The 21,697-nt window shown below is 46.0% G+C and carries 13 protein-coding genes; 3 read left to right on the top strand and 10 right to left on the bottom strand.

The genetic code is table 11. From position 1 onward, the window contains the following. Window positions 1–213 precede the first annotated feature (213 nt). A complete protein-coding gene (locus AB6C75_RS15075; RefSeq protein ID WP_372108075.1) occupies window positions 214–993 on the top strand; it encodes a TSUP family transporter in 780 nt (259 codons plus the stop codon). On the opposite strand, the gene AB6C75_RS15070 is transcribed toward AB6C75_RS15075, so the two are convergent. The 10 genes from AB6C75_RS15070 to gltB (AB6C75_RS15025) all read right to left on the bottom strand — a co-directional run bounded on the left by AB6C75_RS15070 (window position 944) and on the right by gltB (AB6C75_RS15025) (window position 18,282). Further along, on the bottom strand, window positions 944–1,789 hold the full coding sequence (locus AB6C75_RS15070; RefSeq protein WP_372108074.1) for a LysR family transcriptional regulator: 846 nt from the start codon (window positions 1,787–1,789) through the stop codon (window positions 944–946). The two genes, AB6C75_RS15075 and AB6C75_RS15070, sit on opposite strands and share 50 nt — an antisense overlap. Window positions 1,790–1,994: 205 nt before the next feature. Continuing rightward, on the bottom strand, window positions 1,995–2,612 hold the full coding sequence (locus tag AB6C75_RS15065) for a TRIC cation channel family protein (protein ID WP_009848396.1): 618 nt from the start codon (window positions 2,610–2,612) through the stop codon (window positions 1,995–1,997). 74 nt (window positions 2,613–2,686) lie between these two features. Continuing rightward, window positions 2,687–3,556, bottom strand: a complete 870-nt coding sequence (gene btuF / locus AB6C75_RS15060; RefSeq protein ID WP_009848397.1) for a vitamin B12 ABC transporter substrate-binding protein BtuF — start codon at window positions 3,554–3,556, stop codon at window positions 2,687–2,689. Window position 3,557: 1 nt separating this feature from the next. Further along, complete coding sequence (locus AB6C75_RS15055; RefSeq protein WP_009848398.1) at window positions 3,558–4,511, bottom strand: cobalamin biosynthesis family protein; 954 nt, start codon at window positions 4,509–4,511, stop codon at window positions 3,558–3,560. A gap of 10 nt (window positions 4,512–4,521) precedes the next feature. Then, complete coding sequence (gene mtnN, locus AB6C75_RS15050) at window positions 4,522–5,217, bottom strand: 5'-methylthioadenosine/S-adenosylhomocysteine nucleosidase (RefSeq protein ID WP_372108073.1); 696 nt, start codon at window positions 5,215–5,217, stop codon at window positions 4,522–4,524. Between the two features lie 127 nt (window positions 5,218–5,344). Next, entirely contained in the window at window positions 5,345–5,773 is a 429-nt protein-coding gene (locus AB6C75_RS15045; protein ID WP_372108072.1) for a DUF1499 domain-containing protein, read from the bottom strand. A gap of 169 nt (window positions 5,774–5,942) precedes the next feature. After that, a complete protein-coding gene (locus AB6C75_RS15040; RefSeq protein ID WP_372108071.1) occupies window positions 5,943–7,355 on the bottom strand; it encodes an FAD-dependent oxidoreductase in 1,413 nt (470 codons plus the stop codon). Between the two features lie 16 nt (window positions 7,356–7,371). Next, on the bottom strand, window positions 7,372–11,835 hold the full coding sequence (gltB, locus tag AB6C75_RS15035) for a glutamate synthase large subunit (protein WP_372108070.1): 4,464 nt from the start codon (window positions 11,833–11,835) through the stop codon (window positions 7,372–7,374). A 430-nt stretch (window positions 11,836–12,265) separates the two neighbouring features. Next, complete coding sequence (locus AB6C75_RS15030; protein ID WP_017106804.1) at window positions 12,266–13,735, bottom strand: glutamate synthase subunit beta; 1,470 nt, start codon at window positions 13,733–13,735, stop codon at window positions 12,266–12,268. Then, window positions 13,735–18,282, bottom strand: a complete 4,548-nt coding sequence (gltB, locus tag AB6C75_RS15025; protein WP_009848405.1) for a glutamate synthase large subunit — start codon at window positions 18,280–18,282, stop codon at window positions 13,735–13,737. Before gltB (AB6C75_RS15025) ends, AB6C75_RS15030 begins: the two co-directional genes overlap by 1 nt. A gap of 530 nt (window positions 18,283–18,812) precedes the next feature. On the opposite strand from gltB (AB6C75_RS15025), the gene AB6C75_RS15020 reads away from it, so the two are divergent. Beyond that, window positions 18,813–19,766: a TIGR01212 family radical SAM protein gene (locus AB6C75_RS15020; RefSeq protein ID WP_009848406.1), complete on the top strand. Its 954-nt coding sequence runs from the start codon at window positions 18,813–18,815 to the stop codon at window positions 19,764–19,766. A gap of 92 nt (window positions 19,767–19,858) precedes the next feature. Beyond that, window positions 19,859–21,610 carry a diguanylate cyclase domain-containing protein gene (locus tag AB6C75_RS15015; protein ID WP_372108069.1) on the top strand — a complete coding sequence of 584 codons (1,752 nt, stop codon included), beginning with the start codon at window positions 19,859–19,861 and terminating at the stop codon, window positions 21,608–21,610. Window positions 21,611–21,697: the final 87 nt, after the last annotated feature.

Here is a 21,697-nt window from a genome sequence, read left to right as displayed (position 1 = left end):
GGGATTATCTGCTAACTGCAAGATCGTTCAAGTCTTCTTAAACGATCGGCATTAACTCTTCGGAGTGGGCTTTTTTATGTCTGTTATCTGGTGAAAATCTGGTGATGGCTAAATGATGAATATTTGGAATAGGTTACAATCTTGTGTTTCGTTATTGCTCATCTGCCGTGAGTGGTAACTTGTCGCTATACGAGAATTTAAGGCGTTGGGTATATGGAAATCACTCTAGAAATATTGGCTATCTTGTTTGTTGTTGCAACGGCGGCAGGCTTTATTGATGCAATGGCTGGCGGCGGTGGATTGTTGACTCTACCTGCATTGCTAGCGGCCGGAGTGCCACCAACGCAAGCACTGGCAACCAATAAACTTCAAAGCTCATTTGGTAGTTTTTCTGCCAGTTGGTATTTCGTGCGCAACGGCATCATTAGTATTAAAGAGATGCGCCTCGCGATCTTTTGTACTTTTATTGGCTCTGCAATTGGTGCCGAGTTAGTCCAGCACATTGATGCGAGTTTACTGACTAGCGTGATACCGCTGCTGCTTATCGCTATCTCTCTCTATTTCCTGTTAGCACCCCAAACTAGAGCGTCTGAAGGAAAGCAGAAGATCTCTGAGGCGATGTTTGCTTTGTGTATTGGTGGCGGAGTTGGCTTCTACGATGGCTTTTTTGGCCCAGGAACAGGTTCAATTTTCACGGTATGTTTTGTCGCTATCGGTCACTTCTCTTTAGTGGATGCAACGGCACGCACCAAGATACTTAACTTCACATCGAATATAGCCGCATTGATCTTCTTTATTTTAGCTGGCTTGCCAATTTGGGAATTAGGATTAGTGATGGCAGTTGGTGGTTTTATGGGCGCTCAACTTGGCGCTAAAGTAGTGGTAACAAAAGGGCAGAAATGGATTCGCCCTCTTGTGATCGTGATGTCGATGTTAATGGCGTCTAAACTGCTTTGGGAACAGAATCAACAATGGATTCTATCAGTATTTTAACTCGCGGAGATTGATAGCTGTTTGGTCTCACACAGATATGAATCGGTCTAATCAATCCTTGCAATTCGGGAAAGCTAAACAGGTATTGAGGCTTAATGTTGAGTGTTTTTACGATAGAAAGCGGGATCAAAGCCGGCCCCGTTCCTCCTAGCGCTAGCTGGGCTGCTGCGGTATAGGCATCCATCTCCATCAAGGGTTTAATACCAAACTTTTCTAACACTGAGAGCTGATAAGAGTTGGCAGGGTTGGTCATATCGTTGGTAATCAACAATGGAGGAAGCTCCGTTAGCGGCGACTTACTCACTATGTAAAACGGCTCATCAAATAGATGGAAGGTCATCAATCCATGATGCGGCGGCAGTAAGCCAGCACACAACCCCAAGGTCGCCTTACCAGACTGCACTCGCTCGATAATTCTTGGTGTATGGTTAGTGGTGATGGTGATGTATTTATCTTGCTGGATAAATTGGCCCATCATCTCACCTAAATAACCCGCTATCAGAGACTTAGAGCTATCTAAAGTAATGAGAGTGGTATCTTCCAACTCTTGCTGTTCATAAATAAGCCCTCTAAGTTCATTGAATGTAGGGCCTATGCTCTCGATTAATACAATCGCATCCGGCGTCAGTTTTATCTGTCGGCCACTCGGCTCGATGAGCTTTTTACCTAGCTTCTTTTCTAAATTCGCAATCCGTTTGCTGACCGCTGATTGGCTGATATAAAGCAAACTGCCTGTGCGGCTCATGGTTTTTGCTTTACTCAGCACCAATAGAGTTTCGATTCCTTCGAGTAACATTGAGTGATATTCATGAAAGTTGGGAATGATTGTTTCAACTTACCTCAAACAACATTCATTCTCTAGATTTGAAACTAAAGGTTTGAACTCAGTTAGGTATTTTAAATTGTGAACGCAAAGTGTCACGAGAGCATTCGAATGGATTGCAGAGCGAGCTGGATTAAAAAAGACTCCTTTGCGGAGCCTTTCACTTTGTAACGATAGCTTATTTGATAGCAAAGGTTGGCAGTGATAAGTGCCAACGAATAGCGCCAAGCCTAATCAATAGTGTCGTGAACACGCCGGCCAAAAAGGCGGTTTCTGAGTCGTGTCCCATGTTGAGCGCCATGGTATGGAAAGTACCACCAATGATACAAGCGGTCGCATAGACTTCACTTCTTAGAATCATTGGCACTTCGCGTGCAAGCACGTCACGGATAATACCGCCACCACAGCCTGTGATAACACCCATGATAATGGCCACTAATGCCGAGTCTTGATAAATCAGTGCTTTTTCTACACCAATACCAACAAACACCGCTAAGCCGATCGCATCACATACCGGCAATATCCACCAAGCCAGACGCTTTGGACGTCTTACTATAATCATGGTCAGCAAACAGGTGGTGATGATAACCCAAAGGTAGGTGGTATCGGTGATCCAAAACACGGGAGTTGCTCCTAGTGCCATGTCACGAATAGTACCGCCGCCAATCGCGGTTACACTGCCTAGAACGGCTACGCCAAAGGGATCCATCTTAAGACGGCCAGCGACAAATACGCCTGAGACGGCAAAGATGGCGGTGCCAAATAAATCGATAATATAAAGCAGCATGGAGTCCATGATACTGGTGCTCTTATAGTTAAAATTGTAGGGACAGGTCGGTGGCGAATTGTACGAAAAAACGCTGCAAATAGTTAGTGATTTTGCCTAGCTCTATCGAAGAAATCGCACACTTGTTGGATTGCTTTCAAAGTTCTTGTTGTCGGGCGATTAATCCAGTCAGAATTAAGTGACCAAATCTGATTTTGAGCAACTGCCGGGATCTCATCTTCCCAAGTTTGCCACATGGTTCCATTCTCAATTGCGTGCTGAGAAGTGAAGATCACTTGCGGCTTCCTTAACACAACTTGTTCAATGCCAACTTGCGGGTAAGGGGAAGCACTGTCTTCGAAAATATTGTGGCCACCACAAAACTCAAACACCTCACTTGGCCAGTGTCCTTGAGCAACAGTGATGATCGGCTTCTCACTGAGTTGGTAGAAGTAGTTTACTGGCTCGGCATCTTTGTATTTTAGTCTCAACGCGTTGAGCTGCTCTCTGTATTGTTGAGCGTTATTTTCGCCAATACTTGGATCGCTTGCGAATTGGCTAAGTTGCTCAATATTGGTCGCGATGTTATCTAGGCTCTTGGTTTTTGAGTAATAAATATTAAAACCAAATTGCTCCAGTTTCGCGAGTTCTCTGGGCGGGTTTCCAGCTGGCCATGCGAGAATGAGATCCGGTTGCAGGGCGATGATCTTCTCAACCTTGATGCCTTGGTAATTCGCCACTTTCTCTAGCTTGTCAGCTTGTAGTGGATAATCACTTCGCTCACTCACCGCAACAAGCTTATCACCTAAACCAGCGCTGTATGCGAGTTCAGTGGCATGAGGAGCAAGGCTAACCACACGTTGAGCAGGTTGAACTTTTTCTGAAATCAGTAGTGCTTCTTCTGCAAATGATAAAGGCAGCCATAAGCTGGAAGACAAAATAGTAAGGCTTGTAACAAGTGCTGATGGTTTCACTCTAAATCCCTTGGTGAACAAATAGTAAGATTAGGCTTTGTAAAAATATCCAGATAGCGATGCGACCAAACAGCAGTTTTTGAACTTGAGACAAGTGCAGGGCTGAAGGGGCGATTCTGCCGCCTAATTTTGCTCGAATAGCTTTGGTGTTGTCGTAAATCGCAGGGCCGCCCAGTGACAGCTCAAGCTTGTTGCCGACAGCAGTAATCAACCATGCTGGGCCGGGCAATGGCCAAGATCGACTCTGAACGAGCATCATCTTGAATGTGTGAGACGCTTTATCACCACATACAATCATTAAGGCAAACAATCGCATCGGTATAAATTCTAAGATAGCGACGATCTTGATTGCCGTTGATCCAAATGGAGAGAACTGCTTACGGCTTGGTGACCACGCTCGCGCTAATTCGACAATCAGGCGATACATTAAAGCTGCAATTCCACCACCAATGGCGTACCAGAATAAAACACAAACCACATTACGAGCGTAACCCATGATGATAGTTTCAGCAGCGGCTTTGCCAAGCCCAAGTGATGACAGTGATTCAGTTTGACGATTAACAATCGGCGCCAATAACTGACGAGCCGTGGCTTTATCTTCTCGGCCAAGAGCTTTGATCAACTGATTAGCCAGCTTTTCATTGTTACGCCAATCAATAGCGAGTAACAACAGCGCTAATTCAAACAGTTGTGATTGCCAAACCAGTGGCTGCAGTGCCAATAGAATAACCAGAGCCGGTAAAACCATTAACCCCCAAGCTAAAGTGCCTGAGATTAAGCTTTGGGAATAATTTTGATTGTTATTAACCTTGGTTGCTAAAAGTTCAGCAAACTTATGCCATAAGGTCGTGGGATGTGCGGCATGGGGGATAGGTAAAATTAAATGAAAAAGCAGTGCTCCCCACATTACAAGGAGCACGCCATTTGCAAATACCTGATCAAACAGTGTTTGCATGTCTAGTCGCTTACTTTAGTAGGGCAACCATCTTGATAACCATCTCAGAAGAGCTTTGCGCTGCAAGTGGCAGGAACTCTTCGAAGCTCATTGGTGATTCTTTGTCTGCAACGTCAGAGATTGCACGAACAACCACGAATGGTACTTGGAATTGGTGACAAGCTTGAGCGATAGCCGATGCTTCCATCTCTACAGCAACTACTGATGGGAAGTGCTTGCGGATGAACGCTTGGCGTTCTGCTGTGCAAACAAATGCGTCGCCAGTACAGATAAGGCCGCGAACGGCGTGCTTATCTTCCATTTGTGCTAGAGCTTGTTCAGCAACAGCCATCAGTTTGTCGTCAGCTTTGAACGCTGCTGGTTGACCTGCCATTTGACCAATTTCGTAACCGAAAGCTGTTACGTCTGCATCGTGGTGACGAACTTCAGTAGAGATAACCACATCGCCAAGGTTTAGCGTTGAATCAAAACCGCCAGCAGAGCCAGTATTTAATACTACATCTGGTTGGTATTCGCTTAGCAGGATTGAAGTACCAACAGCCGCTGCTACTTTACCAATGCCTGATTGAAGCAAAACAACCTCAACACCATTTAGCTGACCAGAGAAAAAGGTACAACCGCCTTTATTAACTTCAGTAATGTCTGAAATTGCTGCTTTTAGGATCGCAACTTCTTGCTCCATTGCGCCAATGATGCCGATTTTCATGTGTAGTCTCTTAATAAAAATTATTTAAACAGTAGAGCGAAATTGTAGCATGGAAGAGAAGTGTCGAGCGACTGCCCAGAAGCACTTCTCATCCGAATACAGACGATTTATCAGTGTATTCTTTTATCTATTTGATTAAGCCTTCGCTTTTCAAGCTAGCACGAAGTTGATCCGCTCGTTTTCGGTTGACGCCAAAGTCAGAATGGCCAGTGCGAGACTCTGAACGCACGATCAGTTTGCCATCAGTGATCTTAAGCTCTAAGTCATCGACAAAGCGCATGATGCGAGAGGTACATTCAACACGCAGGTAATCTTCTGTTTTGCTCTCGGTTTTCGAACCTGGTAAGGTCAGCGCAACCTGCTCAATCGCATCTAAGTTTGCTGAATCTGATAACTCAAACGCGGCCAATGCATGCTGCTCACGGTCATCTTGAGTTGATACGCAGTTTGGTTTGTCTCCACAAGGTGATGAAGTTCTGTCTTTCATGTCCGTGATTCCTTGGCTGCAAGCGGTTAAAGTCAAAAGAGATAGAGAAAGGAGAGCGGCTTTTTTCATCGTGATTCCTATGATGTTGTTTTTGTAGTTCTCGCTATTGGTTCTTTTGCGATTGTTCTACTTATTTATCGTTGTGCTTGTTATCAAACGTATCGAATTGAAAAAAGGATCCATCATTGGATCCTTTTTTATAGTAACGAATTGAGTAATAAAGAAAACCCTATATCAATCACACTTCTAGGTAGTCCAAGATCCCTTCTGCGGCTTTACGGCCTTCATCGATAGCGGTTACCACTAAGTCAGATCCTCGAACAGCATCGCCACCGGCAAATATCTTGCTGTTGGTGGTTTGGTATTGAAACTCTTGTTTGCCGGGAGCTTTGATGCGCCCCCATTGGTCGAGCTCTACACCAAATGGTTCTAGCCATTCCATTGTATGAGGTTGGAAACCAAATGCCATGATCACGGCATCAGCTTCAAGAACATGCTCACTGCCTTCAACCGGTTCAGGACGACGGCGGCCTGCCTCATCTGGTTCACCCAAGGCTGTTTTCACCACTTTAACGCCAGTCACATGACCGGATGAATCGGTTTCCAGTGCTAATGGTTGAAGGTTGAACATGAACTTCACGCCTTCCTCTTTCGCATTTTTCACCTCACGGCGAGAGCCTGGCATGTTGGCCTCATCACGACGATAAGCGCAGACGACGTTAGCAGCATGCTGGCGAATAGACGTTCGGACACAGTCCATCGCGGTATCACCACCACCAAGCACAACCACTTTTTTGCCCTTCATGTCGATAAACGGCGTTGGGTTATCCAGTTCCATGACCTTATAAGTATTGGAAACAAGGAAGGGTAGGGCATCATAAACCCCCGGTGCTTCTTCGTTGTCTAACCCAGCACGCATATTTTTATAGGTGCCGACACCTAAGAAAACGGCATCATAATCATCGACCAATTGTTGCAGCTGAACGTCTTTACCGACTTCGGTATTCATTTTAAATTCAACGCCCATTCCACTAAAGATACGGCGACGATTTTCCATGATGCCTTTCTCAAGTTTGAACGATGGGATACCAAACGTCAGTAGACCGCCGATCTCCGGATAGCGGTCAAACACAACAGCTTTTACGCCATTACGGACTAGGATATCAGCCGCCGCTAGACCTGCGGGCCCTGCGCCGATGATAGCGACCTTTTTGTCGGTCCATTCAACGTGAGACATGTCTGGCTTCCAGCCCATCTCAAACGCTTTGTCATTGATGTATTTTTCAATGTTGCCGATGGTTACTGCGCCGAAATCGTCGTTGAGGGTACAAGAACCTTCACATAGTCGATCCTGAGGGCAAACTCGCCCACACACCTCCGGTAAGCTGTTGGTTTGGTGGGACAGTTCAGCCGCTTCGATAATGCGTCCTTCATTGGCAAGCTTGAGCCACTGAGGGATGTAGTTATGAACTGGACATTTCCATTCACAGTAAGGATTACCACAGTCTAAACAACGGTCTGCTTGCGCTTTGGCTTGTTGCTTAGTGAAAGGTTCGTAGATCTCTACAAACTCAATCTTACGTATCTTGATTGGCTTCTTCGCTGGGTCTACGCGATTCACATCAATAAATTGGTATACATTCTGGCTCATTATTGGCTCCTTCCAATTATTGCGCTTGAACACGAAGTTCAGCTGAGCTGCGGCTTTGGTGGCCGAGCAAGGTGTTAAGATCTGCCGTCTTTGGTTTCACTAGGTAGAACTTCGGAATCCATTCATCAAAGTTCGCCAGAATAGCTTCAGCGTGCACTGAGCCAGTCTCTTCTAAGTGCTCTGCAATTAAGCCGCGTAGATGTTCTTGGTGGATAAATAGATCAGACAGAGAAAGTGCCTCGACCGACTCGTTGTTCACTCGGCCTTGGAAGTCTTCATTCTTATCCATCACATAAGCAAAACCACCTGTCATACCCGCGCCGAAGTTCACTCCAGTTGCGCCAAGAATCGCTACAATACCGCCTGTCATGTATTCACAAGCGTTGTCGCCTGCGCCTTCAATCACGGCAACAGTACCTGAGTTACGCACGCCAAATCGCTCGCCCGCAGTACCCGCAGCGAACAGCTTGCCTCCGGTCGCACCATACAAGCAGGTATTGCCGATGATGGTCGCTTCATTACAAGTAAACGCTGTGCCTTGGTGAGGTTTGATCACCACTTTGCCGCCAGCCATGCCTTTGCCGACATAGTCATTGGCATCGCCTGTCAGATATAGCTCTACGCCTCCGGCGTTCCAAACCGCAAAGGATTGGCCTGCGGTGCCATCGAGATATAACTTAATGGGTGAACCCGCCATGCCTTGGTTACCGTAGCGTTTGGCAATTTCGCCAGAGATACGAGCACCAATAGAGCGATCGGTGTTGATCACGTTGTAGTAAAGGCTGGTGGATTGACGTTTCTCAATCGCATCAATTGCATCATCAAGGATCTGTTGGTTGAGCTGAGCTTTATCAAATGGAGCGTTTGGCTCTGTCCAAAACAGTGGGTGACCTTCTGGAGATACTGGAGCTTCGAGTATTGAAGAGAGATCAAGTTTGCTCTGTTTCGCAGTGAGGCCTTGAACAGCCTCAAGCAAATCAGTACGACCAATCAGATCAGTAAGTTTTTCTACGCCAAGTTCTGCAAGGTACTGGCGAACTTCATCAGCTAGGCCTGTAAAGTAGTTCACCACCATGTCTGGTAGGCCTTTGAAGTATTCGCGGCGTAGGGTTTCATCTTGAGTCGCAACACCCGTCGCACAGTTGTTTAGGTGACAAATTCTTAAAAACTTACAACCCATTGCGACCATTGGTGCGGTACCAAAACCAAAGCTTTCAGCGCCTAGAATCGCGCCTTTAATGACGTCGAGGCCAGTTTTCAGACCACCATCGACTTGCAGGCGGATCTTATGACGAAGCCCGTTGGCGACGAGTGCTTGTTGAGTTTCGGCTAAGCCAAGCTCCCAAGGACAACCTGCGTATTTCACTGAAGTCAGCGGGCTTGCCGCGGTACCACCGTCGTAACCGGAGATCGTAATCAAGTCGGCATAAGCTTTCGCTACACCTGTGGCAATGGTGCCTACACCCGGTTCAGATACTAACTTCACTGAAACCAAGGCTTTAGGGTTAACTTGCTTAAGGTCGAAAATCAGCTGCGCCAGATCTTCGATAGAATAAATATCGTGATGTGGAGGAGGAGAAATCAGAGTCACGCCTTGAACTGAGTATCTCAGCTTAGCGATTTCTGCCGTGACTTTATGACCCGGTAGTTGACCGCCTTCTCCTGGCTTCGCACCTTGTGCGACTTTGATTTGTAGAACGTCCGCATTGGTTAAGTAATGTGGCGTCACACCAAAACGACCAGAAGCTATCTGTTTGATGCGCGAGTTGCGATCAGTCCCGAAGCGTCGTGGATCTTCACCGCCTTCACCAGAGTTAGAGTAGCCACCTAAGCGGTTCATCGCCATGGCCAGCGCTTCATGAGCTTCTGGGCTTAAGGCACCAATCGACATGGCTGCCGAGTCGAAGCGCTTAAAGAGATCGCTACTTGGCTCGACTTGTTCTAGAGGTAGAGGTTGATCGGCTTTTTTGAGGCTCATTAAGTCGCGCAGCATAGCAGCAGGACGAGCATTAACTTGCTTCGCAAAAGATTGATAATCCGATGTTTCGCCTGTCTTTACGGCGGTTTGCAAGGTACTGACTACGTCTGGGTTGTAGGCGTGGTATTCGCCGCCATGTACGTATTTGAGCAAGCCACCATGTTCCAGTGGTTTACGTTTAGTCCATGCTTTACGAGATAGATTATAGATATCTTGTTGGAAGTCGCTAAAGCTAGCACCTTGGATACGAGTCGTTACACCACGGAAACACAAATCAACGATATCGGTATGCAAACCGACCGCCTCAAATAACTGCGAGCAGCGATACGAAGCAATTGTCGAGATACCCATCTTCGACATGATCTTATACAGGCCTTTGTTGATGCCGTTTTGGTAATTTTGTAATGCAGTGCGATAGTCTTTATCTAATGAACCATCGTCCAACATTTTGCCCAGAGCTTCATAAGCGAGATACGGGTAAACCGCGGTGGCGCCGAAGCCTAGCAGTACGGCAAATTGGTGTGGGTCACGTGCGGTTGCTGTTTCAACCACGATGTTAGCATCACAACGTAGGTTGGTGTCTGCGAGTCGAGTTTGTACTGCACCGACAGCCATCGCTGCTGGAACGGGTAGCTTACCTTTCTCTAAACCTTTGTCTGAAAGCACAACCAAAACGGCGCCGTCACGTACATCTTGAACCGCACGATCACACAAGTCGTTGATGGCTTGTTCGAGATCTTTTTCTGCTGGGTCATAGTGCATGCTAAGAATCGTATGGCCATAATGCTTTTGATTTAATTGCAGAAGTTGCTGCATATCAGAATAAAGCAGAACGGGTGAATCAAATGTCACACGGTAAGCATGCCCATCGGTTTCACAGAACACATTCATCTCTTGGCCGATACTGGTTGCCAGAGACATAACGTGTTTTTCACGCAAAGGGTCAATTGGTGGGTTGGTGACTTGAGCAAACTTCTGACGGAAATAGTCGGTGATTAGGCGCTCTTTAGAAGACAGCACTGCCATTGGCGTATCGTCGCCCATAGAACCGACCGCTTCTTGTCCCATATCACCAAGTACACGCAGTACTTGGTCTGACTCTTCGTTGCTCATTGCAAACTGTTTTTGATAGGTTTTTAGGGTGTCATCATCAAAATTACGCTTACCGACTTGGTCATCTGCTAGTGCGGGAAACGGTGTTAATTTGTGAACGTTCTTATCCATCCACTCTTTATATGGGTGACGGCCTTTCAGATCATTGTCGATCTCGTTCGACTGCCATAGCTTACCGCGACGCGTATCAATAACGAGTAATTCACCAGGGCCAACACGTCCTTTCTCTGCCACTTCGTCTGGCGCATAATTCCAGATACCGACTTCGGATGCCAAGGTGATTAGGTTGTCTTTTGTGATCACATAGCGAGCAGGGCGTAATCCGTTTCTGTCGAGGTTACATGCAGCATAACGGCCGTCAGACAGTACGATACCCGCAGGGCCATCCCACGGTTCCATGTGCTTGGAGTTGAAATCGTAAAAGGCACGAAGCTCTGGATCCATGTCTGGGTGGTTTTGCCAAGCGGGCGGTACAAGCATACGCATCGCTCGGAACACATCCATACCACCGGCAAGGAATAGGTCGAGCATGTTGTCTAAGCTTGAGGAGTCTGATCCTGTCTCATTCACAAAAGGTGCGGCCGTTTGTAAATCGGGCAGCAGCGGTGAAGAGAATTTATAGGCGCGAGCTTTAGCCCATTGACGGTTGCCTTCAATGGTATTGATCTCACCATTGTGCGCCAAATAGCGGAATGGTTGAGCCAGTGGCCAACGCGGCTGAGTATTAGTTGAGAAACGCTGGTGGAACAGACATATTGCAGATTCCATACGTAAGTCTGCAAGATCGAGGTAAAATCGCGGAAGATCGGCCGGCATACACAGACCTTTGTAAACCATGACTTGTGTCGAAAGGCTACAAATATAGAAATCTTTGTCTTCGGTGATCTGTTTTTCAATTCTGCGACGAGCGATATAAAGGCGTCGTTCAATATCGCGTTCACGCCAACCCGCGGGTGCCGAGATAAACACTTGCTGAATATTGGGAACCGAATCTTTGGCAATCGGACCTAATACGTCGGTGTTGGTCGGTACTACTCGCCAACCTGTAACCGTTAAGGTCTCTTGAGCGAGCTCTTTATTGACGATGTCTTGCGCGGTTTGCGCTTTGATTGGATCTTGGCTGAAGAAAATCATGCCGACAGCGTATTGCTTGCCGAGCTTGAAGTTATTCTCTTCTGCAATAATTCTGAGATAAGAGTCTGGCTTTTGTAGTAATAAGCCACAGCCATCTCCTGTTTTACCATCCGCAGCAATACCACCACGGTGTGTCATGCGATCGAGGGCTGAAATAGCAGTTCGTACCAACTTATGACTCGGTTGGCCTTCCATTTGCGCTATTAAACCAAATCCACAGTTGTCTTTTTCAAGACTAGGATCATATAGAGCCATTGCAATTCTCCCTTTTGCTTCTCTGTCATCCAGACAGTAAATGACTAACTATTCATATACTTGTTATTTTTTATAAGCTTATAGTTTGTCTTTAGCTAGTTAAAACGTTATTGGTTGTGTTAACAAAACCGATTGGTTTTATTTTCATCAGCTTTACAACGTATAGCTAATTGTGTTTAAGGTCAAGTTCATGGTTAATTATCATGTGTAAACGCGATTAGCCACGTAATAATCTAAAATAGTCGATGAAGATCAATGAGATATAAAAGCTAGATGTTAACGGGATTTAACATGCACTGCTGGAGTGATTGAGAAAGAGTGGAAGGCCAGATAGAAAAAAGGCTAGCATCGAGTGCTAGCCAAATATAAAAGTTAGGAAGGGTGTTGCTTTTTCCCTAGGCTAACGTCAACGACATTAGCCCGAGAAATATTATGCGGAAAGCATGAGTGAATCAGCTTTCGCTTCTAAGTTTGAGTTACCCATTAAGAAGTCATCAATGGCAATTGCACATTCACGACCTTCATTAATACAACGTACAACCAGAGACTGGCCAGTACGCATATCACCAGCAGCGAAAACGCCTTTTTGGTTGGTCGCATAACCTTCAGAGGCCACGTTGCCGCGTTCATCCAGTTTAATGTCTAGCTGAGCCAGTACACCTGTTGGTTCTGGGTGTAAGAAGCCCATCGCTAGAAATGCCATATCACAAGGGATAACACGTTCAGAGTTTGCTACTTCATCAAAACCTGGACGTTCACCTGGTTTCGCATCTTGCCAAACGATGTCAGCAATGCGAAGTCCGGTTACATTACCGTTATCGTCAGAGATGAACTCTTTAGTCAGGATGTTCCAATGACGTTCACAACCTTCTTCGTGAGAAGTGGTGGTCTTCATGATCATTGGGTATTGAGGCCAAGGCATATTAGCAGGGCGCTTCTCTGGTGGGATCGGCATGATCTCAACCTGAGTAATGCTTGCTGCTTTATGACGGTTTGATGTACCCACACAGTCAGAACCCGTATCACCACCACCGATAACCACAATGTGCTTATCTTTAGCGTGAAGCTCTTCTGTTTTTAGGTCTAAGTCGTTGGCACGGCGGTTGTTTTGACCAAGGAATTCCATGGCAAAGTGAACGCCTTTCAGCTCACGACCTGGGATTGGCAAGTCACGTGGAACCGTAGAACCACCTGTTAGCAATACCACATCAAACTCTTGGCGTAGCTGTTGAGCATTAACATCAACACCGATGTGTTGGTTCACTTTAAACTCAACGCCAGCTTCAGCCATTAGGTTGATCTTACGATCAATCACATCCATACCCAGTTTGAAATCTGGGATACCGAAACGCAGTAGGCCACCGACTTTCTCGTCACGTTCAAATACCGTCACAGAGTGACCGGCACTGTTTAGTTGCTCAGCTGCGGCTAAGCCTGCAGGACCTGAACCGATAACCGCAACTGTTTTCCCCGTACGTGAACGAGGTATTTTAGGTTTTGCGTACCCTTCACGGTACGCAGTTTCTACAATTGTTTTCTCGATATTACAGATAGTGATTGGGTCTTGGTTGATACCAAGAACACAAGCGCTTTCACAAGGAGCAGGGCACACACGACCTGTAAATTCAGGGAAGTTATTGGTAGAGCTTAGAATGTTCCAAGCTTCTTCCCAGCTGTCACGGTAAACCGCATCATTGAATTCTGGGATGATGTTACCAATCGGACAACCGCTGTGACAGAAAGGTACGCCACAGTCCATACAACGAGAGGCTTGAGTATTGATCTTTTCACCAAACTCTTCGTTAAGTACGAACTCTTTGTTGTCTTCAATTCGAACTGACGGATCGAGCTTTTTTGGAAGCTCACGACCGTGTTCTAAAAATCCAGTAGGCTTACCCATTATACTGCCTCCACTTCTTCCGTTTGTGCCTGTTGTGCTTCAGCTTTACGCTTCTCAAGAACTGCTTTGTAGTCGCGTGGCATTACTTTAACTAGTGATGCGACACTTACTTCAAAGTTGTCTAGGAAAGACTGAGCAACTTCACTTCCTGTGAATTCAACATGCTTCGTTAGCATATCTAGTAGAAGATCTTTATCTTCTTGTTCAATTGGATCTAGGTCTACCAGTTCTGCGTTGAGCTTGGTTTCGAAGTCGCCTGCTTTATCCCAAACATAAGCGACACCGCCACTCATACCTGCAGCAAAGTTACGACCCGTTGAGCCAAGGATAATTGCCGCGCCACCTGTCATGTATTCACAACCGTGGTCACCAACACCTTCAACTACAACCTTCGCACCTGAGTTACGAACACAGAAACGTTCGCCAGCCATACCGCGAATGAAAGATTCACCTGAGGTTGCACCGTAGAAACATACGTTACCCACCACGATATTATCTTCCGCAACGATAGAAGATTTCGCATCTGGGTACAGTACCAACGTACCGCCAGACAGACCTTTACCCCAGTAATCGTTCGCGTCGCCTTCTACTTCGAATTTTACGCCTTTCGCAAGGAACGCTCCGAAAGATTGGCCAGCACTACCGTAGAACTTAACGTTCATTGGTTGTGGTAAACCTTGGTCTTTGTAAACTTTCGAGATTTCGTTCGACAGCATCGTGCCTGCTGAACGGTCCGTGTTGATGATAGGGAACTGAGCGGTAACCGCTTCACCTTTCTCAAGCGCTGGGATTGCAGCCTGAATCAACTTACGGTCTAGAACGTCTTCAAGATTATGATTCTGTGTTGTCTGGTTGTAGATACCATCTTCTGCACGAGCCTGCTCAATATGCAGTACTGGTGTTAGATCTAGGTTCTTGTACTTCCAGTGACCGATGTCATCACGAACTTTAAGTTTGTGCGATTGACCAACCATCTCATCAATAGAGCGGAAGCCAAGTTCAGCCATTACTTCACGCAGACCTTCTGCCATGTATTGGAAGAACGTTACTACGTCTTCTACGCGGCCGTCGAAACGCTCACGCAGGGTCTTGTTTTGTGTTGCGATACCAACAGGACATGTATTCTTGTGACACTTACGCATCATGATACAGCCTTCAACAACAAGTGCTGCTGTTGCTACGCCCCATTCTTCAGCGCCAAGCAGTGTTGCAACTGCAAGGTCACGAGGTGTTTTCATCTGACCATCAGACTGAACAACGATACGGTTACGTAGGCCGTTTTTCAGTAGTGTTTGGTGCGTTTCCGCTAGCCCCAGTTCCCAAGGCAGACCTGTGTGACGGATAGAAGACATAGGAGATGCACCCGTACCACCATCAAAACCTGCGATAAGTACTACGTCAGCTTTCGCTTTTGCTACACCTGATGCAATCGTACCTACACCTGCTTCCGAAACTAGCTTCACGTTTACACGGCCGTTACGGTTCGCGTTTTTCAGATCGTAGATCAGCTGAGCCAAATCTTCGATTGAGTAGATATCGTGGTGTGGCGGTGGAGAAATAAGACCTACGCCCGGAGTCGAGTGACGTGTTGCACCGATCCAATCATCAACCTTATCACCAGGTAGTTGACCACCTTCGCCAGGTTTCGCACCTTGAGCCATCTTGATTTGCAGCTCATCAGCGTTAGATAGGTAGTAAGACGTTACACCAAAGCGACCAGAAGCCACCTGTTTGATTGCTGAACGCTCCCAGTCACCGTTTTCTTTACGTTCGAAACGAGCTGGATCTTCACCACCTTCACCTGAGTTTGACTTCGCGCCAATGCGGTTCATTGCAACAGCCAGTGTTGAGTGAGCCTCATGTGAGATTGAACCAAAGCTCATTGCGCCGGTTGCGAAACGCTTAAGGATGTTCTCGATGGGTTCTACTTCCGCTAGAGGAATAGAGCCTGCAGGGTTCTTGATGAAATCCAGTTGACTACGTAGCGTTGCTGCGTTGTCGCCTTGGTCATCGACTGCTTTTGCGTACTTCTTGAATTGACCGTAATCTTTGTTACGCGTCGACTCTTGAAGTAGAGAAATGGTTTCAGGGTTGAATAGGTGCTTCTCACCACGTTGTTTCCACTGGTAAACACCGCCAACATCAAGGATCTGAGCTGGGATTTCACGAGCTGGGTAACCAACACGGTGACGAACTAGCACTTCTCGTGCGATATCATCGATCGTTAGACCTTGGATACGAGAAACAGTACCAGTGAAGTATTTTTCAACCACTGACTTGCTTACACCAAGTGCTTCAAAGATTTGTGCACCGTGGTAAGACTGTAGCGTAGAGATCCCCATCTTAGAGAAGATCTTCAGTAGACCGCCGTTGACACCTTTACGGTAGTTATCGAATAACTCACGCGGGTGTGCGTTTGGATCTAGCTTCTTCGTACGTTGCAGTTCAACAATCGTTTCAATAACTAGGTATGGGTTAACTGCGTTCGCACCGTAGCCGATAAGCGTTGCAAAGTGGTGTGTCTCACGAGCATCGCCCGTTTCAACAACAATGTCACACTTAGCTCTTAGACCTTTACGGATAAGATGGTGGTGAACCGCGCCAACTGCCAGCATTGCTGGAATAGCGGCGTGGGTAGAGTTAACCGCACGGTCTGTCAGTAGGATGATAGAGTAGCCATCAATCACAGCGTCTTCTGCGTATTGGCAGATACGCTTAAGTGCGCGCTCTAACTTACCGTTGTCTCCGTTTGCTTGGAATACGATATCCAGCGTCTTCGCTTGAAGGTGCTCGTTATCGATTGCACGTAGCTTCTCTAACTCAGAGTTAGACAGAACTGGAGATTCAAGTTCTACTTTTTGACAGTGTTCAGGCGTTTCAGCAAGTAGGTTCTGATCCTTACCTAGGTAAGTGTTCAGAGACATAACCATACGCTCACGAATCGGATCGATTGGCGGGTTTGTTACTTGTGCAAATAATTGCTTGAAGTAGTTTGAAAGGTGCTGCGATTGATGAGAAAGAATCGCTAGCGGCCAGTCAGCGCCCATTGCAGAAAGTGGCTCGTAGCCTGTTTTCGCAAGAGGTAGTATGATTTCGTTTACTTCTTCAGAGCTCACACCAAACGATTGTTGTTTATGAAGCAATTTTTCTGGAGAAGGTTGGTTAAATTCGTTGTTCGCATCCGGTAGCTTTTTCAAGCTCAGAAGGTTCTCTTCAACCCATTTTTCGTAGGGTTGTGCTTTAGCAATACCGTCTTTCACTTCTTCGTCAGAAATGATGCGGCCTTGCTCAAGGTCAGCAACGAAGATACGACCAGGCTGTAGACGACCACGGTATTCAACGTTTTCTGGTGCGATTTCAACTACGCCAGATTCAGACGCCATTACTAGGAAGTCGTCTTTTGTCACTGTGTAGCGAGAAGGGCGCAGACCATTACGGTCAAGCGTTGCACCGACTTGAACACCATCGGTGAAACATACTGATGCCGGGCCATCCCATGGTTCCATTACGTTCGCGTGGTACTGGTAGAACGCACGACGAGTTGGATCCATGTTTTTGTTTTCTTGCCATGCTTCAGGGATCATCATCATTAATGCGTGTGGCAGAGTACGACCTGAAAGAACAAGTAGCTCAAGTGCCATATCGAAGTTTGATGAATCCGAGCTGCCTTCCTGACAGATAGGAAGCAGCATGTCGATTTCAGCTTGTGTAAACAGATCCGACTCTAGGATTGCTTCACGTGCTTTCATCCAGTTTAGATTGCCGCGAACCGTATTGATTTCGCCATTATGCGCGATGTAACGGAAAGGCTGAGCCAGACGCCAACGAGGGAATGTATTGGTAGAGAAGCGAGAGTGTACCAGTGCTAGAGCTGTCACCATGGTTGGGTTTTGCAGGTCTAGGAAGTACTGAGGAACTTGTTCTGTTGTTAGCTGACCTTTGTACACCAATGTCTTGTAAGACATAGAGTTGATGTAGAAGTCGTCACCGATGTTTGACACGCTTTCTAGGCATACACGAACAGTGTAGTTACGTAGAACATACAGTTTACGCTCAAGCTCTTCTGGTGTGATACCAGGGCCGCCAGAAATAAATACGTGTTCAAATTGAGGTTCAGTGCTTAGTGGGTCAGCACCAATCATTGAATTGTCAGTTGGAAGTTCACGGTAACCGATAACTTCTAACTCAAGGCGCTGTGCATTGCGTTCTAGAATGTCACGACACTGTGCACGTTTGTATTCATCCTTAGGGAAAAGTACAACACCAACACCATATTTTTCAAAAGATGGCAGTTTAATTCCAAGCTTTACGGCTTCTTCTAGTAAGAATTCGTGTGGCTTCTGTAGCAGGATACCTGCACCATCACCAGAACACGGATCACAGCCTTGGCCGCCACGGTGTTCCATACGTGCAAGCATATCGAGTGCTTGAGTTACTACATCATGAGATTTGCGATTCTTAAGATGAGCAACAAAACCGATACCACAAGCGTCATGCTCCAATTCAGGAGTATACAGACCCTGTGAGTTCTGCTCTTGATCTACCATAGATACATCCTTCCAGTTAAATCTAGGCGCAACTTCTTTGTATAAAGTTAGCCTTGTCCTTTTATATTTATGGGTCTAAACCTGCCTATGCTGGCGGTTTGAATCCTTTCCGTATCTCGCAGGAAAAGTATTGCGAGAAAAACAATCCTTAGTGATATCCGTTTGTTTTTGACCACAAACTAGTGGTTTATATAGGTGGGGTATGGACATCACCGACTTATTGGCAAGTTTTCGATGTAAGTAAACACTCAGAAATAGCCAATATGTGTAAGTATCCTACAATTTTGTCTAGGCGAATTGCAATGAAAGTTAACCGATGTAGACCATTTTTTTCGTTTTGTTTTGAATTTAATGCCTAACAAATGTGCAACATTAGGCAAATAGAGCTTATTTTTTGCATGTTTATTGATATTTGATAGGTTGCTCGCAAAAATCCTTGCGTAAACTAATTGGTCGAATTTTGCAGGGATGTAATTTTTTTTCAAAAAAAGACTGATATTCATTCTTATTTACTTGAGTGCTTTGAAAATATGCAATTACACGAGTTAGTTAATACTATCGGCCAAGATCTCCAACGTCGTTATGGCGAGAAGGTTCACAAGCTGACACTTCACGGTGGGTTTAGTTGCCCAAACCGAGACGGGACAATTGGCCGTGGCGGTTGTACCTTCTGCAACGTAGCTTCTTTTGCCGATGAACAAACTCAAGTTCAAAGTATTGCTGATCAATTAACAGATCGTGCGGGTGAAATCGCTCGTGCCAAGAAGTATCTTGCTTATTTTCAGGCGTACACCAGTACTTACGCTGAGGTGCAGGTACTCAAGAATATGTATGAAGAGGCTCTAAAAGCACCTGGAGCAGAGATTGTTGGCCTTTGTGTTGGCACGAGACCAGACTGTGTGCCGGATGCGGTACTCGATCTGCTCGCGGAGTACGTTAAGCAAGGTTACGAAATTTGGCTAGAGCTCGGCCTGCAAACAGCCAATGATAAAACCCTCAAGCGAATTAACCGCGGACACGATTTCACTGTGTATGAAACGATCACCCAGCGCGCACGTGCTTTAGGAATCAAGGTATGTACTCACCTTATTGTCGGCCTGCCCAAAGAAACCAAAGCGGATAACCTTGAAACTCTAGATAAGGTATTAGCGGCTGGCACTGATGGTATCAAGCTTCACGGGCTTCATATTGTTGAAGGCAGTACCATGGCTAAAGCCTGGAAGGCAGGAAAGCTTGAAGCACCAAGCCTTGAGGAGTACATTGATATCGCGAGTGAGATCATTCAACGCACACCAGCGGACGTGGTTTATCATCGTGTATCTTCTGCGGCGAGACGCCCGACACTACTCTCCCCTTTATGGTGTGAGAACCGCTGGTTAGCGATGACTGAGATTGGTCGTTCGCTTGATAAAACCGGCGCACAAGGCATTAAAACAGGCTTTGCATTCGAGTACACGCAACCTGTTTTAAACGCGACCAATTGATAGGAATGGGTGACTGTAGGTAACAGCAGATAAAACCAACAAATAGTGGTAACATTTCCCTCACAGAATTTATAAGTATAGATTGAGAGCAGATGGAACTGGTAATGACTTGGTTATGGGATAGGGCGTATGGCTACGGTATATATATCGTTGTTCTATTGCTGATAGGTCTCATCTGCTGGCATATTTATTTACGTTACCAGTCATATATTGAACAGCTTCTTCTTGCTACGCCTTCACCTCTTTATTTTGTTGACATCCGAAGTGGCGAGATCTTGTACGCCAATCGCCAAGCCATGCAGTTGCTTGGTATCCGCCAAATCGGTACTCACTTTCGTTTTCCAACAGTGGAAGCTGAGAATAGTTTTCGTCATTACCTCACTGATCACATCAACTCTCGAACGTTTGAGTATCTCTCGTCCTGGGTTCTTTCTGAATTTGAGTCTTTTAAGATCAACTTGGTGGGTCGTAAGATCCACTTTAGAAGTAGAAAGGCTTGGATGATACATGCTTCCCCTTATAAAAGTACCAACGAGGAGCTTTCCCAAGAGGTTCGAGATCTCAATGTTGCTCGTACCGCTTTGGATTCTTTATCTGAGTTGGTCTATGTCATCGATCAAAAGGGTGAATTGGTCGCGAGTAATCGTGCGTTTAAAAAGTTTTGGCATGGTCGTCCTGAAGAGGGCACTTTAAGTGTGTCTAGTGGTGCCTTAAAAGGCCGCGTCAGTGAGCGCTCATGGACCACAGACCAAGATGGTAAGGGGTGTCTCCTTGAAACTTATCAAAGTGTCTTGCTCTCGCAAAGTGGGGAAACCATAGGTACGCTCTCGATAAGTCACGATGTGACGGATTGGCATGACATGCAGCAACAACTGCGTGGGGAAATGGAAAAGCGTAAAGATACTGAAGTTGCACTTGCACAACGTGATACCATTTTACAAAACATCTTGGAAGCGAGCCCTGACTCGATTGGTATCTTCAACGAAAATATGGTTTACCAGGCGTGTAATAAGCCATTTGTGGCGGCATTGGGTATTTCTGAAGTCAGTGACTTAGTGGGTAAACGTCTACAAGACGTAGTACCAAATAGCATTTATATGCGCGTCTCAGAGAGTGATCACCAAGTGCTTCATCAAGGTAACTCGTTGCGTTATATCGACAAACTGGTTTCAAGTGATGGAGAGTTTACTTGGTATGATGTAGTGAAGTCGCCTTTTAGAGACCCTGCATCGAGCACTAATGGTGTATTGATCATGGCACGTGATATCACAGAACGTTACCTCGCCGAGCAGAAACTTGAAGAAGCCAATTTAGAGCTTGAGCGCCTCAGTTTTATGGATAGTTTAACTCAGGTGTCCAATCGACGTCGCTTCGATGAGCAGTTGTCTACATTGTGGCATCATCATGTGCGTGAGAAGTTGCCGTTGACGATCATGCTGTGTGACATCGACTTCTTTAAAGGCTATAACGATTTCTATGGACACCAACAAGGTGACGATGCTTTGATTCAGGTTTCACAAGCCTTTAAGCAGGTGTTGAATCGCTCTTCGGATTGCGTGGCTCGATACGGTGGTGAAGAGTTTGGCTTTATTCTCCCAAACACAACCACAGAAGGTGCGCTTATGGTCGCTCGTCGAATTCATGATGAAGTGCAAAAACTAGGACTCGCTCATGAGAAGTCTACAGTGTCTGACTCCATCACGGTGAGTATTGGTATTGTCTCTTATATACCAACACCTGATGACGAAATGGAGTCTGCTGTTGCCTTGGCTGACAGTGCGTTGTATCAAGCGAAATCTGATGGTCGAAATCGTTCGATAGTGCATCCATACTCTATTCACTAACTTTATAGAATGGGTAACTTAGTGACTCCGTCTTTGTCTTATTTAGCAGTTATATTACTTGGTTAATATTTATGTGGCTTGGCTAGT

It is taken from the genome of Vibrio sp. 10N.237.312.B06, from assembly GCF_041464685.1.
Classification (GTDB): domain Bacteria; phylum Pseudomonadota; class Gammaproteobacteria; order Enterobacterales; family Vibrionaceae; genus Vibrio; species Vibrio tasmaniensis_A.
Note: the sequence above shows the minus strand (reverse complement) of the source record. Positions and strands in the feature narration are given on the sequence as shown.